Source organism: Cupriavidus sp. SW-Y-13 (assembly GCF_009793345.1).
Lineage (GTDB): Bacteria > Pseudomonadota > Gammaproteobacteria > Burkholderiales > Burkholderiaceae > Cupriavidus.
The window spans coordinates 1-14,420 of record NZ_WHLX01000001.1; the positions used below are offsets into that span (position 1 = coordinate 1).

The window sequence follows — 14,420 nt, forward strand, 5'->3', positions numbered from 1 at the left end:
GTCTGCGCAGCGGTCTCGAACATCTCCATTGCCGCGTCGGGCAAGGTGAGCTGCACGCTCTCCCCCGCCATGCCGATGGCGTTGTCGATGGTACGCACCGAGCCGTAGAGCGAACGGTCGTAAGCCGTGTTGGCCGCATCGCGCAAGGTGCCGTAGGTGAACCACGTATCCACGGCCATCATCAGCGCCAGTGCAGGCACGAGCAGGATCAGCAGTTGGCGCCGCAAGCTGCCGCGCAGCGGAAGCCACGTACGCTGGCGCGAACGCTGCCCCACGTCAGGCATCGGTGCCCGGCGTGGCAGGCGGCGCAGTTTCGGGTTCGAGCAGATACCCAAAGCCACGCAGCGTGACGATGGTCACGCCGTGGCCGCTCAACTTCTTGCGCAGACGATAGACGAGGACTTCGATGGCATCGGGGCTGACATCGGCATCGAGCGAGAACACCTTGTCGAGCAACTGGGCCTTGGTCAGCGGTTGCCCACTGCGGGCCAGCAGCGCGCCGAGCAATGTCGATTCACGCGGCGTCAGCGAGAGCGGCGCACCGCCCAGTGTGAAGCTGCGGGTCTCGCCATCGAACACCAGCGTGCCGCATTGCAGGCGCGGATGGGCGCGGCCCCGGCTGCGGCGGATCAGGGCGAGAATGCGCGCTTCGAGTTCTGCAATCGCGAACGGTTTGGGCAGGTAGTCATCCGCGCCGAGGTTCAGGCCGCGCACGCGTTCGTCGAGCGTGTCCTGCGCGGTGAGGATCAGCACGGGCGTGCGGTCGTCGCGGCCACGCATCGACTTGAGCACGGCCAACCCGTCCTTGCCTGGCAGGCGCAGGTCGAGCACCACGGTGTCATATTCCTCCGCCATCAGACGGGCTTCGGCCTGCAGGCCGTCCGTGACGTGCTCGATGACGAAGCCGCCCTGCTCCAGCGCGCGCCCCACCCAGCGGGCCAGTTCCACCTCGTCTTCCACCAGCAGAATGCGCATGCCGGATCTCCTCCACACCTGTCGTTCTGTTTGTTCTGTTCCGTTCGCGCGGGCCGCGCCGGGCGGCCCTGCGGGCGCCTATAATAACCCCGCCCTCGCCCCCCCGTTTGACTCCCGGTTTTCCGAACCCTCCCGTGTCCGATCCTTCCGGCTTTCCTTTCGATCCGCCCAGCGCCGCACGACGCCGATTGCTGCTTGCAGGTGGCGCCATCGCGACCGGTTGGCCCGCGCTCGCGCAGCCCGCTCCCCGCGTGCCCGCCGGCTATCCCGCACAGTATGCGGAGATCATCGCTGCCGCGCAGAAAGAGGGAACGGTGACCGTGTATGCCTCCACGGACATGGACGTGGCAAAGCCATTGATCGCAGGATTCGAGGCGCGCTTTCCGGGTGTGCGGGTGCGTTACGAAGATCTGAACACGGTGGAACTGCATGAGCGGTTCCTGTCCGAAAACGGAACCGGAACCCGCGCCGATGTGCTGTGGAGCACGGCGATGGACCTGCAGATCAAGCTGGTGAACGATGGACACGCCCAACGCTACGAATCTCCCGAGCGCGCCGGACTGCCCGGCTGGGCCGTGTGGCGCGATGAAGCATGGGGCACCACGTTCGAACCGGCAGTGATTGTCTACAACCGTCGCCACTTCGCCAATGCGCAGGTGCCGGCCAGCCGCAGCGGCCTGGCGCGACTGCTGCAGGAGCATGCGCCGCAGTGGCGCGGCAAGGTAGTGACCTACGATGTGGAGCGATCGGGCGTGGGGTATCTGCTCGCCCAGCAGGACGCGCGCATGGGCAGCGAGTTCTGGTATCTGGCGCAGGCGCTGGGCCGCGCAAAGGTGGTGCTGTCGGCGTCCACGGCCGAGATGATCGAAGGTATTGCCAGCGGCCGGCTGGTGCTCGGCTACAACCTGCTGGGATCGTACGCGCTGTCACTGATCGAGCGCGGCGCGGACATTGGCGTGATCGCGCCGCGAGACTACACGTTGGTGATGTCGCGCGTGGCATTCATTGCGCGAAAGGCCCCGCATGCCAACGCGGCGCGGCTGTGGCTGGACTATCTGTTGTCGCGCGATGGACAGGCGCTGCTCGGCAAATCCACATCGCAGCTCTATACGATCCGCACCGATACGGACAGCACGCAAACCGCCAATGCGCTGGCCGAGCGGCTGGGCTATGCGCTCAAGCCCATCAGCGTGGGGCCCGGCCTGCTGGCCGCGCAGGACACGCTGCGCAAGAATGCATTCCTCGCGCGGTGGCGCGAGGCGCTGAGAAGCTAGCGCGTTGGCAAACTAGGCGGGGGTGATCGAAGGGGCAGTGGCCTGGGGCTGACGCTCGCAGAGCGCGGCCATTTCCGCGTCGAGGGGCGCCATCGGACGCGGCACGTAGCCCACGCGCAGCGCGGGCGAAAGGCGCAGGGTATCCACGAACGTATCGGCCAGACGCTCGGCCTCATGGTTCATGTCGAAATCGGTCGGGGAGAACAGCCAGTGCGCCAGCACGCCGCCAATGGCGGCATGAAAGGCGTTGACGGCCAGGTCGAGTTCGAGATCGGCTGGCAACTGGCCACGTTCCATGGCCAGGCGCAGGTGCTCGCGCATCTTGACCGTGCCGTCCTGATGGGACTGGCGCTGGCGCTCGAAGATCGCGCCGTTGTCCTCCACCATCTCGCACTTGTGGAAGATGATCTCGAAGACGCGGCGCCACTGCGGATTGGTCACGGTCTGGCGGAACACGAAGGCGCAGATATCGCGGATGCCGCCGAGCGGGTCGGCCTGCAGCGCCAGCCGCTCGGGCGCGCATAGCGCCTCCACCGGCAGGTTGACGCGGTCGCACATCGCCGCGAAGACATCGCTCTTGTTCTTGAAGTGCCAGTAGATCGCGCCACGCGTGACACCGGCTGCCTCCGCAATATCTGCCAGCGATGGGCGTGCCACGCCACGGGCGTGGAACACGGCTTCCGCCGCATCCAGAATCCGGTTGCGTGTCTCCAGCGCTTCTTCCTTGGTACGTCTGACCATTTCCTCTCTCACCCGCGTCCAAGTTGGCCGCCCGGGTCTCCTGACGCTTCACCCCTTCGGATGAAGCCCCTTCCAGATTGCACGATGTCGCACGACAGCACTGGCGGCCCGAATCGTACAGCGAACGGAACAATCGTGCTTGTACAGACCGAACATTCCATTGCAAGCAATCATCACAGAGTGTTGCAAACGCCGCACACGGCAACTTTCACTTACATACATGCGCGGATGTATCTATACTACGCGTTTGTTCGGGGATCAGCCAAGGCGTTTTTTTGTGACGCAATCGGCGTTTTACGAATCGCCCGGTTATTTAACTGGCTCCCCTCCACTTGCTTGCCCGCCGCGCCCCGTCCCCGGGGTGCGTAGCACCGAGGCTGTGTTCTGGCCGTTCCGGTGCGTGCGGCGAATCTACAAAATTGCCATCACGGGGTTATCGATGAGGAAGTCCCAACGTATCCGTTGCGTCGCCGCTGCCGCTGCAGCCACTGTGGCCGCGCTGCTCGTGTCCGCCTGTGGCGACAAGGCGCCCCAGGGCGGCGCAATGCCGCCGCCGGAAGTGGGTGTGGTCACCGTCACGCCGTCCACGGTTGCCGTTGTCAATGAACTGCCGGGCCGTCTGGAAGGCGTGCGCACCGCCGAAGTCCGCGCCCGCGTGGAAGGCATCGTGCTGTCGCGCAACTACACCGAAGGTGGCGAGGTCAAGGCCGGCCAGGTCCTGTTCCGCATCGATCCGGCCCCGTACCAGGCGCAGCTGGCTTCCGCCAAGGCCCAGCTGGAGCGCGCCGACGCGAATGCCGTGTCCGCGCGGCAGAAGGCCGAGCGCTACAAGCCGCTGGTGGCCGTGAACGCGGTCAGCAAGCAGGAATATGACGATGCCGTGGCCGCTGCTGGCCAGGCCAACGCCGATATCGCCGCCGCCAAGGCTGCCGTGACCACGGCGCAGATCAACCTGGGCTACACCACCGTGACAGCGCCGATTTCCGGCCGCGTGGGCCGTGCGCTGGTGACCGAGGGCGCACTGGTCGGCAAGGGCGAAGCTACCAAGCTGACCACCGTCGAACAGGTCGATCCGATCTGGGTGACCTTCACCCAGCCTGCCTCGGAAGTGGCGCGCCTGCGCGCCGCGATTGCCTCGGGTCAGGTCAAGGGCGTGAACGGTGGTGCCCGCGTGCACCTGTTCCCGGAAGCCAGCGACAAGGAATACAGCGCCACCGGCAAGCTGTTGTTCACCGACATGACCGTGGACCCGACCACGGGCGCCATCACGCTACGTGCCGAATTCCCGAATCCCAAGCGCGAGCTGCTCTCGGGCACGTTTGTGCGCGTGAAGATCGAGCAGGGTATCGACGAAGGCGCACTGACCGTGCCGCAGCGCGCGCTGATCCGCACCGCGCAGGGCGCGAGCGTGATGGTGGTGGGTGCCGACGGCAAGGTTGCCGCCGTGCCGGTCAAGGCACCGCAGGCCATCGATGACCGCTGGGTGGTGACCGAGGGCCTGAAGGGTGGCGAGAAGGTGATCGTGGAAGGGTTGCAGAAGGTGCAGCCGGGCGCGCCGGCCAAGGCCGTGCCGTTCCAGGACCCCAAGACGGCGCAAGCCGCCCCGGCATCGGCGCCGGCTGCAGCGGAAGGCAAGGCGGAAGCCAAGCCCGACGCCAAGCCTGCCGCCAAGCAGAGCTGACCCCCCGTCTCAGACCAAGCGTAGACAAGCCTTTTTAGGGAGCCAGATTCATGGCGAAGTTTTTCATCGACCGGCCGGTGTTCGCGTGGGTGCTCGCGCTGATCATCGCGCTGGGCGGCATATTGGCGATCCTGCAGCTGCCGATCGCCCAGTATCCGAATATCGCGCCGCCGATCATCACGGTCAGCACCACGTATCCGGGTGCCTCGGCCAAGACCATCGAGGATTCGGTGGTCACGCCGATCGAGCAGGAGCTCAACGGCGCCCCCAACCTGCTCTACTACGAGTCGCAAAGCGAATCGTCGGGGCTGGCCACCATCAACATCGCGTTCGCGCCGGGTTCCAACTCGGACCTGAACTCGGTGGAAGTGCAGAACCGCCTGAAGCGCGTGGAAGCGCGCCTGCCGGCGGAGGTGCGCCAGCAGGGCGTGCGGGTCGACAAGGCCGGCAACAACTACATGATGTTCATCACGGTCTCGTCCAAGTCCGGCAATTCGGATGCGATCGAGCTCGGTAACTTCGTGTCGGCACAGGTGGTGGACTCGATCCGCCGCGTGCCGGGCGTGGGCGCGGCCGACCTGTTCGGCACCGAGTATGCGATGCGGATCTGGCTGGATCCGGCCAAGCTGACCGGGTACAACCTGACGCCGACCGATGTCACGGCAGCCGTGGCCGAGCAGAACATCCAGGTGGCAGTGGGCGAACTGGGCGGCACGCCGTCGCCCAAGGGCACGGAACTCAATGCGACGGTCAACACCGAAAGCCGTCTGACCACGCCGGAGCAGTTCTCCAACATCCTGCTGCGCGTGAATCCGGATGGCTCGTCGGTGCGCATCAAGGACGTGGGCCGCGTGGAACTGGGCGGTGCCGACTACTCGACGCTCGCCCGCATCAACGGCAAGCCTGCGTCGGCCATCGCCATCAAGCTGGCCCCGACGGGCAACGCGCTGCAAACGGCTACCGCCGTGCGCGCGAAGATGGAAGAACTGCAACGCTTCTTCCCGCCCGACTACGAATTCAGCATCCCCTACGACACCTCCGCGTTCGTGAAGATCTCGATCGAGGAAGTGGTCAAGACGCTGCTGGAAGCCGTGGTGCTGGTGTTCCTGGTGATGTACCTGTTCCTGCAGAACTTCCGCGCCACGCTGATCCCGACGCTGGTGGTGCCGGTGGCGCTGCTGGGCACGTTCGGTGCGATGCTGGCGTTCGGGTTCTCGATCAACGTGCTGACCATGTTCGGCATGGTGCTGGCGATCGGTATCCTGGTGGACGATGCGATCGTGGTGGTGGAGAACGTGGAGCGGATCATGAGCGAGGAAGGTCTCTCGCCACGTGAAGCCACGCGCAAGGCCATGGGCCAGATCACGGGCGCCATCGTCGGCATCACGCTGGTGCTGACCGCCGTGTTCATCCCGATGGCGTTCTTCTCCGGCTCGGTGGGCAACATCTATCGCCAGTTCTCGCTGTCGCTGATTTCGTCGATGGTGTTCTCGGCCATCCTGGCACTGACGCTGACGCCGGCCCTGTGCGCCACCATGCTCAAGCCGGTGGAAGCAGGCCATCATCACGAGAAGAAGGGCTTCTTCGGCTGGTTCAACCGTACGTTCGCCACGGCCTCCACGGGCTACCAGGGCATCGTGGCGCGCATCCTGCGCCGCAGCGGCCGCTACCTGATCATCTACGCGGTGATCATCGCGGGCGTGGTGCTGCTGTTCCAGCGCCTGCCGTCGTCGTTCCTGCCCGATGAAGACCAGGGCTACATGATCACGGTGGTGCAGCTGCCGACCGGTGCCACGCAGGAGCGCACCATCGGCGTGCTCAAGCAGATCGAGGACTACTACCTGCAGAAGGAATCGAAGGTGGTGGACCAGATGATCACGGTTGCCGGCTTCTCGTTCTTTGGCCGTGGCCAGAACGGTGGTATCGCGTTCGTGCGCCTGAAGGACTGGAAGGAACGTCCTGGCGACGAGAACACCGCGCAGGCGCTGGTGGGTCGTGCGTTCGGCGCACTGTCCTTCATCAAGGACGCGATCATCTTCCCGCTGAATCCGCCGGCTATTTCGGAACTGGGCAATTCGTCCGGCTTCGACTTCCGTCTGCAGGATCGTACGGGTCAGGGTCACGCCAAGCTGATGGAAGCGCGCAACATGATGCTCGGCATGGCGGCGCAATCGCCGCAGTTGCAGGGCGTGCGTCCGGAAGGCCAGGAAGACGCGCCGCAGTTGCGTATCGATATCGATCGCGAGAAGGCGCGTGCGCTGGGTGTCACGGTGGCGGAAATCAACCAGACGCTGTCGATTGCGTTCGGCTCCTCGTATGTGAACGACTTCATCTACGAAGGCCGTGTGCGTCGCGTGATCGTGCAGGCCGAGGGCGCCGACCGACGCCTGCCGGACGACCTCACCAAGCTGCGCGTGCGCAATGCGAATGGCGACATGGTGGCGTTTGCCGCGTTCGCTTCGTCGAAGTGGGTCATGGGTTCGCCGCGCCTGGAGCGCTACAACGGCATGCCTGCAGTGAAGCTTGCGGGTCAGGCCGCACCGGGGCAATCCACCGGCGCTGCCATGCGCGTGATGGAAGAGAATTTTGCGAAGCTGCCGCCGGGCTTCGGCTACGAGTGGTCGGGCCAGTCGTATGAAGAACGCCTGGCCGGTTCGCAGGAGCCGATTCTCTACACGCTGTCGCTGGTGATCGTGTTCCTGTGTCTGGCTGCGCTGTACGAAAGCTGGTCGATTCCGGTGGCGGTGCTGTTGGTGGTGCCGCTTGGCGTGATCGGCGCACTGCTCGGCGTGACGCTGCGTGGCATGCCCAACGATGTGTACTTCAAGGTGGGCCTGATCGCCACGATTGGTCTGTCGGCGAAGAACGCCATTCTGATCGTGGAGTTCGCGAAGGATCTGCAGGCGCAGGGCCGCAGCCTGGTGGACGCCACGCTGGAAGCGGTGCACCTGCGGTTCCGCCCGATCCTGATGACGTCGATGGCGTTTATCCTGGGCGTGCTGCCGCTGGCGATTTCCACGGGTGCCGGTTCGGGTAGCCAGCGCGCTATCGGCACGGGCGTGATGGGTGGCATGATCACGGCTACCGTGCTGGCAATCTTCCTGGTGCCGGTGTTCTTCGTGGTGGTGCGCGGACTCTTCAAGGGCAGCAAGGCTCAGGAAGAACGCGAGCAGGCACGTCTGGAAGGCAAGGAAATCTGACGATGACGCTGACAATGACGAAGCATTTGACCGCATTGCTGCTGGTGGCCGGTGTGTTGAGCGGCTGCACGCTCGCGCCGCGCTACGAGCAGCCGGCCCCGCCGGTGGCGGGCGCCTATCCGGCCGCGCCAGAAGGCTACGCCGCCGCCGAGGTGAAGACCGGCGAATCGCGTCGGGCCAATGACATCGGCTGGCGCGAGTTCTTTACCGATCCGCGCCTGCAGGTGCTGATCGCCACGTCGCTGGAAAACAACCGAGACCTGCGCACGGCTGCCCTGCGAATCGAGGAAGCGCGTGCGCAGTACCAGATCCAGCGCGCGGACTTGCTGCCGACGGTGAACGGCAACGCCAGCTATCAGCGCGGCAAGTTCTCGGGCCTGACCTCGGGTGTGGGCCAGTCGTTCACGGGCAGCACCTACCAGGTGGGTCTGTCGGTGACGCAGTGGGAGCTGGACTTCTTCGGCCGCGTGCGCAGCTTGTCGAACGCAGCACTGGCGCAGTACTTCGCCACCGAGGAAGCGCATCGCGCGGCCCATATCTCGCTGGTATCGGAAGTGGCCAAGGCGTATCTGGCCGAACGCGCTGCCGCCGAACAGTATGAGCTGGCACGCAATACGTATGAAGCCCGCAAGAGCACGTTCGAACTCGCGCAGAAGCGTTTCGATGCGGGCGCCACGTCGGCGCTCGACCTGCGCGACAACGAATCGCTCGTCGCACAGGCGCGCGTATCGGCTGCACAACTGGCTCGCCAGCGTGCGCAGGCACAGAACGCGCTGGAAGTGCTGGTGGGCATGCCCATCGCGCAGATTCCGAACCTGCCCGCGCCGATGCAGTTGTCGGATGAACGCATCATCAGCGACATTCCGGAAGGGCTGCCGTCTGACCTGCTCACGCAGCGTCCCGACATCCGCCAGGCCGAGCAGACGCTGCTATCGGCCAACGCGAACATCGGTGCCGCACGCGCAGCGTTCTTCCCGCGCATTACGATGACGGCAAGTGCCGGCACCATCAGCCCGTCTTTCTCGGGGCTGTTCGATTCGGGCACGGGCATCTGGTCGTTCTCGCCGTCGCTGGTGCTGCCGATCTTCGACACGGGCCGTAACCTGGCGAACCTGGATCTTGCCAACGTGCGCAAGAATATCCAGATCGCCAACTACGAGAAGACTATCCAGACCGCGTTTGCCGAAGTGGCCGACGCACTGCAGGCACGCGGCACGCTCGAAGAGCAGGTGGCAGGGCAGGAGCAGCAGCGCAACGCGGAAGCCGCGCGTTACGAGCTGTCGCGCCTGCGCTTCCGCAGCGGCGTGGCGAGCTATCTGGACGAACTCGATGCACAGCGCCAACTGTTTTCTGCAGAGCAGGCATTGGTGCAGGCGCGGCAACTGCGGCTGACCAATGCGATCGATCTGTATCGCGCGCTGGGTGGTGGGTTGGATGAGACGGCGCCGGTGGCGCAGGTGAAACCTCAGACGACTACGCAGTGATGGTCTAGCGGGAAAAAAGAACGGGCGAAGCTGATGAGGCTTCGCCCTTTTTGTTTGGCGTGGTGGAGATTGATGCGTGACCCTCACCCCCAGCCCCTCTCCCGCAAAGCGGGAGAGGGGAGCAGAAAAGGCGGGAGAGGGGAGCAAACAGTTAGAACTTATACGTCGCTGCCAGAAAGAACACGATCGGATTCGGTCGCAACGTCGTCTTCGACGTAGACAACACCGTGCCGTCCGATGCCTTGATCGTCATGGTCGATTCGCTCTTGAGCGGGATATACGTCACCGCGCCGGTCACGCCCCAGTGCTCGTTGAAGTTGTATGTGCCGCCGATGTTGAAGATCGGTGCCCATGACGACGACGCATCGGCATGCACCGAGGTTGGTCCGGGAATCCCCGCACCTGCGGCCAGCACCGCGCCGAGGTTGTTGTTGACCGATTCCGCGAACGCCGGATTCACCTTGATGTCCGTGAAGAAGTTGTAGGACACGCCAATGCCCACGAACGGGCGGAACGTGACACCGGGCGAGCGGAAGTGATACTGCACCATCGCAGCCGGACTCCATTGCCGCGCCCGCGAGATGATCGGGTTCAGCGATGGGTCACCAAGGCTCTGTTTGCCCAGCGCACCGGCAGGTCCCGGGGGAATCAGTTCGCCATGGCCATAGATCTTGAACGTGGGCGGAATGCCGCCCACGCCCGTGATGGCGATATGGTCGGTGACAAAGTGGCTGAACGTGAGTCCCAGCGTATCCGAGTTCGATGTGGACAGGCCGCTGCCCGGCGCCGAGAAGCTCGACGGCAGACCCAGTGGATAGTTGATCGGCACATCCACCACGTTGGTGGTCAGCGGCCCGCTGGTGCCGAAGGTCTGGATGTGGAACCAGCCTGCCGAGACGACGTTGTCGCCCTTCTTCTGCGCATGCGCGGGCGCTGCGGCGAACAGGCCGAACATCGCCACGACGGCCAGCAGGCGAGATAGCGTTGCGTAACGTTGATGCTTCATCGATGGTCTCCCCGATTATTGTTATTCGACGAAGGCGCCAACCGTGAAGTACGGCGCGCCATTGTTGGTTTCGATGAAGCCGAACACGCCGCCCGTGAACATCAGCTTGCCGGTGATGCCGGGCGTGCCCTCCTTGCGCGTGGTGGTGATCACACCGGCCGTGGTCTGCGAGTAGTCGAGCTTCAGCGCGATGGCACGCGTGGCATCGGATGCGTGGAACGGATCGAGCTGCGCGGCTTCTGCGCCGATCAGTGCCGTGACCTTGTAGTCGAAGTTGCTGTCCACGCCGATGTACTCGCCATTGACACTGCCCTGCGACCAAGACACCGCTGGCGCCATCATGCCGATGCCGATTTCATCATCCGCACCCAGCGGGAGATCTTTCGCACTGGCATAGCCCACGCGGATCATGATCGGCACCAGTTGTCCGCGCAGCTTGCCGACGATCAGGTACGCGCGGCCCATCACGGCCCCCAGGCTCGTGAGGCTGCTCGCCTTCATAGTTCGTGGAAAGCAATGCACCGGTAGCCTGCGGCACGAACTTGTTGCCCTTCTGCTTGCACGTTCCGCCCGCCTTGTTGTCGCAGACGGTGAACGAGCCATCGGCTGCGAGCGACATGCGATAGTCCTGCGCCACCGTGGCGAAGCCCTTCGACGGAATCTCGTGAAAGCCCGAGCCGTTGTAGACGCCGGCGATCTTGCCGAGGTCGGTCTCGGTCTGCGCGAAGCCGATGAACTGGAAGTACGGGAACGTGGTGTCGGGCACCGCACCCGCGCCAAGGAAACCATTGAACTGGATGCGCGCGCCCGGAATGGTGCCACCCATCACCCCTTCACCGAGGAACAGCTTGGCCGGACGCGCCGGATCGAGGCTCGCACCCTTCAACTCGAACGCGCACTGGTTCAGCTTCTCTGTAGGCAGCGCGGTTTCCTGCGCGAGCGTACCCGTCATCACGTTCTGACCGTCGGTGGGGTCCGAGCGAGTCGGTGACACCGTGCCCGTGGTGCGCGGCACCGACGAGTCGAGGAAGGTCACGGCCCACGTCTTCTTCGTGGTGTCGATCTGCACCTTCACCAGTTCGCCGGAACCCGTGCCGCCGATGTACGGCGTGGAGTAGTCCACCGTGGCCGGACACAGGCGCGGCACGCCCACTGCCGCAGGCGACGGCGAACCGCCCCCGCCGCCTCCCCCGTCGCCGCCACCGCACGCGGACAGCAGCGCAATCGTGGCGAGGGCCGGTACGAGGCGCACGCGCGAGCGCCGTGCGGAAGCGTTGGGATAGTCGCGGGGCGCGAGCCATTGCGGCAGTTGCATCATGATGATGTCTCCTTTGGGGCTTTCTTATTTGGACTGCCTTGTGGGGTGTGAGGCAGGGTTCGTAGCGCTTATCGGCTTGCCACGGCACTGACGCGGAATGTCGGGTTCGCATCCGGGCCGAACAGATGCGCGTAGACCGGACCGGTGGTGATCAGTGCACCGCTGGTGCCGCTGTTATCGACGGTGGTGACTACGCCAGGCTTGGTTTGCGTGAAGTCCATCTGGAAGGCACCGGTCGGCGTGAGCGAAAGATCCTGCGGATCGAGCAATGCGGCGACGTTGTCTTGCAGTGCCGAGGCCGAATATTTGAAGTCGCTGCCCGAGCCGATGTAGCCGCCCTTCAACACGGCGGCGGTCGTCGGTGATGCAGATGCCAGCAAGCCGATGCCCGATTCATCGTCGACGCGCAGCTTGAAGTCGAGCGGATTCAGATCAATCTCCGCAAAGCCCACGCGCACCAGCACCGGTACAAGTTTTCCTTCGAGCTTGCCGACGATCATCACGCCGCGTGCACGGCTGTAGTTGTCCTGCAGCAGCGCGGCCTTGTAGAGATACGGATACGGCTGCATCTCGTTATCGTTGGCGCTTTCGAACGCACCGTCCGCAGTGCGCAGTGTCCATGGCTGCCCCGTGGACTTGCATGTGCCTGATGCCACCGTGCAGGTGCCGTCGGCGTTCAGCGTCTCGACCGCATTGATCGTGGCCGGCGCATAGTTGGTGCCGTTGAGCAGTTCGCCGCTCGACGGTACGAGGTGATAGGCGAGCATGTTGTACTGGCCGGCCACCTTCGCGAAGTCGGTCTCGGTTTCCGCGAAGGCAATCACCGGGTACATCGGGAAGGTGCGCTCAGGAATGACCCCGAGGCCGCCCAGGCCGGGATTGTTGTAGGCAATCGTCGCGCCGGGAATGCCGCCGCCCGCTACGCCATGACCGATGAAGAGGATCGGCGGATTGGCCGGATCGATGATGGCCTGCGAAATGCCGTCGGATGCCGTGGCCGTCTTCAGTTCGTAGGCACAGTTGTTCTGCGCTGCAGTCGGCAGCGGTCTGGTCGGATGCGTCATCGTGCCGGTCAGCGTCACACCGGCGCGCGTCGGCGAGACGGTGCCGGTTTCTTTCGGCACGGCTGATTCGAGAATCTGGATGCGATACGTGCCCTGCCGGCTATCGAGCTGGATCTTCAAGAATTCGCCCGCGCCGGAGCCGCCCGTGTAGGTGGTGTTGTAGTCGAGCACGCTTGGGCAGATATCGGCCACCGGGGCGTTGGTGGTGGGGCCCGATGGGGTGCACGTTCCATGGGTGGCGCACTGCTGTGCCGAGGCTTGTGGCGTGCTGCCGCCGGGTTCGCCATCACCGCCGCCGCAAGCGGCCAGTGCGATCGTCAGGCTTACCCCAGCAACGGCGAAAATGGTGCGTCGAAAGTTCGACTGATCCATGGTTGTCTCCTGTTTTTATCGTCGGCGCGACGGATTTTTTTTGATGTCGCACAGTGGTCGGAATCTCGCGTTTCAAGCGATGACGCGCAATAGAGCGCACGTTCCAAACACGGTGGCCGCGCCGCAGTGCCTTGTCGGCCAAAGCGATCCGCAGATCGTTCAAACCGCTCGCACACGGTGTTGCGAGCGAATTCAAACGGGGGGAGCGCCAGGCCGCAGTGGGTATTCCATATGGATCAGCGGAATCAGAACTTGTACTCGCTGTTGGCGGGATCGAATGCCGAGGCATCGAACGTTTTCTTCACGGCCTTTTCAAAGACGATCTTCTCCACCATGTTGCCGTCCGCATCCCACGCGGTTTCCTGACGCGGCCATGGATGCTTGAGATCGAACATCAACTGCACCTTCTTCGCGTAGTACTTGGGCGGCCCCTCGGGCAGTTCCCACGTCAGCGCCACCATGCGCACGCCCTGCTCCTGCACGATATCGACGCGGCTGTATTTCTCGGAGAGACCTGCGGCGCGCAGCGTCCTGGCATCGCGCTCCAGCATCGACAGCACGAACTGGAAACCGAGATCGCGCACGGTGTGATTCGATTGGGATTTCGCGAGCGATCCATCGATCGATGTCCAGATCGACGTGAAGCCGAGCACGCCGCCCAGGTGGCCGTACATTTCCTCTTTACGCTTGGTTTCGTCGTAGATGATTTCCTGTCCCGACTGCGCGCCGTTAGGCAACCACTTCGCATAAAGCTGACGCGGCATATGGCGATAACGGATGAGCATGCGCGCGGGCTTGTCCTGCCATTGGCCGTTCAGACGCTCCTGTCGCGTCATCGCGTATTCGTATTCGGGATAGCGATTGATTTCCTGTCGCGCCCACGTCAGCAATGCCTCGGGTTGCAGCGCATCGAACACGGCCAGCACCTGCGCATCGGGTTGCGCGGCCAGCTCACCACTGGCGATCTGCTTGGCGAACAGCGTGGTCTGCTGCGACGTGGGCAGACCGTCGTAAGGCGTGGCGGCGCGGCTCTGCGGTGCCGGTGCGCCTTGCGCATGCACATCGAACAGGCTCAGCGTTGGCGCGGTCATCATGCCGAGGGCGCCGCCAATCGCGGCAATCGTGATCATTTGCTTCATCGCGTGTCTCCAGTACTCCGGTGTATTTCGACTTTTTTCATACGACAGGCAAGACGGGTCCCTCCCGCGCATGTCGGCAGACAGCGGGCTCATGGGCGCGACAGGGACGTAACGGGTCACGCCGCGCTTGAGGCGTGGCGATATCGCACGTGTGGCTTTGGGGAGC

Annotated in this window: 10 protein-coding genes and 1 pseudogene; 4 read left to right on the forward strand and 7 right to left on the reverse strand. The window is 64.1% G+C overall.

The features are described from left to right. Together GA566_RS00005 and GA566_RS00010 are read right to left on the reverse strand one after the other, a co-directional pair. A partial coding sequence (locus GA566_RS00005) for a sensor histidine kinase N-terminal domain-containing protein (protein ID WP_202126636.1) occupies positions 1-284 on the reverse strand: 284 nt, incomplete at its 3' end. Further along, positions 277-975 carry a response regulator gene (locus tag GA566_RS00010; protein ID WP_160471080.1) on the reverse strand — a complete coding sequence of 233 codons (699 nt, stop codon included), beginning with the start codon at positions 973-975 and terminating at the stop codon, positions 277-279. The genes GA566_RS00010 and GA566_RS00005, both read right to left, overlap by 8 nt. A gap of 134 nt (positions 976-1,109) precedes the next feature. Between GA566_RS00010 and GA566_RS00015 the strand changes: the two genes are divergently transcribed. Beyond that, complete coding sequence (locus GA566_RS00015; RefSeq protein WP_171020509.1) at positions 1,110-2,249, forward strand: ABC transporter substrate-binding protein; 1,140 nt, start codon at positions 1,110-1,112, stop codon at positions 2,247-2,249. A gap of 12 nt (positions 2,250-2,261) precedes the next feature. On the opposite strand, the gene GA566_RS00020 is transcribed toward GA566_RS00015, so the two are convergent. After that, a complete protein-coding gene (locus GA566_RS00020) occupies positions 2,262-2,990 on the reverse strand; it encodes a TetR family transcriptional regulator (protein WP_137927941.1) in 729 nt (242 codons plus the stop codon). Positions 2,991-3,429: 439 nt separating this feature from the next. On the opposite strand from GA566_RS00020, the gene GA566_RS00025 reads away from it, so the two are divergent. The 3 genes from GA566_RS00025 to GA566_RS00035 are packed head-to-tail and all read left to right on the forward strand — an operon-like array spanning position 3,430 to position 9,355. Then, on the forward strand, positions 3,430-4,671 hold the full coding sequence (locus tag GA566_RS00025; RefSeq protein ID WP_137927942.1) for an efflux RND transporter periplasmic adaptor subunit: 1,242 nt from the start codon (positions 3,430-3,432) through the stop codon (positions 4,669-4,671). Positions 4,672-4,721: 50 nt separating this feature from the next. Continuing rightward, positions 4,722-7,871, forward strand: coding sequence for an efflux RND transporter permease subunit (locus GA566_RS00030; RefSeq protein ID WP_160471081.1), 3,150 nt, complete (start codon positions 4,722-4,724; stop codon positions 7,869-7,871). A gap of 14 nt (positions 7,872-7,885) precedes the next feature. Beyond that, complete coding sequence (locus GA566_RS00035; RefSeq protein ID WP_160473181.1) at positions 7,886-9,355, forward strand: efflux transporter outer membrane subunit; 1,470 nt, start codon at positions 7,886-7,888, stop codon at positions 9,353-9,355. 151 nt (positions 9,356-9,506) lie between these two features. Here the strand turns inward: GA566_RS00035 and GA566_RS00040 are convergent, their stop codons facing one another. The 4 genes and pseudogenes from GA566_RS00040 to GA566_RS00055 form a co-directional block, all read right to left on the reverse strand. Beyond that, entirely contained in the window at positions 9,507-10,361 is an 855-nt protein-coding gene (locus GA566_RS00040) for an OmpW family protein (RefSeq protein ID WP_137927944.1), read from the reverse strand. 21 nt (positions 10,362-10,382) lie between these two features. Beyond that, positions 10,383-11,676 (reverse strand): annotated as a pseudogene (locus tag GA566_RS00045) (DUF2957 domain-containing protein). Between the two features lie 71 nt (positions 11,677-11,747). Beyond that, entirely contained in the window at positions 11,748-13,115 is a 1,368-nt protein-coding gene (locus GA566_RS00050) for a DUF2957 domain-containing protein (protein WP_160471082.1), read from the reverse strand. A 245-nt stretch (positions 13,116-13,360) separates the two neighbouring features. Then, entirely contained in the window at positions 13,361-14,254 is an 894-nt protein-coding gene (locus GA566_RS00055; RefSeq protein WP_137927946.1) for a DUF1571 domain-containing protein, read from the reverse strand. Between the last annotated feature and the right edge of the window lie 166 nt (positions 14,255-14,420).

Bases quoted from the DNA above. Each gene is read 5' to 3' on its own strand.
- GA566_RS00010 (WP_160471080.1), bottom strand. From the start codon at position 975: ATGCGCATTCTGCTGGTGGAAGACGAGGTGGAACTGGCCCGCTGGGTG.
- GA566_RS00020 (WP_137927941.1), bottom strand. From the start codon at position 2,990: ATGGTCAGACGTACCAAGGAAGAAGCGCTGGAGACACGCAACCGGATT.
- GA566_RS00025 (WP_137927942.1), top strand. From the start codon at position 3,430: ATGAGGAAGTCCCAACGTATCCGTTGCGTCGCCGCTGCCGCTGCAGCC.
- GA566_RS00030 (WP_160471081.1), top strand. From the start codon at position 4,722: ATGGCGAAGTTTTTCATCGACCGGCCGGTGTTCGCGTGGGTGCTCGCG.
- GA566_RS00035 (WP_160473181.1), top strand. From the start codon at position 7,886: ATGACGAAGCATTTGACCGCATTGCTGCTGGTGGCCGGTGTGTTGAGC.
- GA566_RS00040 (WP_137927944.1), bottom strand. From the start codon at position 10,361: ATGAAGCATCAACGTTACGCAACGCTATCTCGCCTGCTGGCCGTCGTG.
- GA566_RS00050 (WP_160471082.1), bottom strand. From the start codon at position 13,115: ATGGATCAGTCGAACTTTCGACGCACCATTTTCGCCGTTGCTGGGGTA.
- GA566_RS00055 (WP_137927946.1), bottom strand. From the start codon at position 14,254: ATGAAGCAAATGATCACGATTGCCGCGATTGGCGGCGCCCTCGGCATG.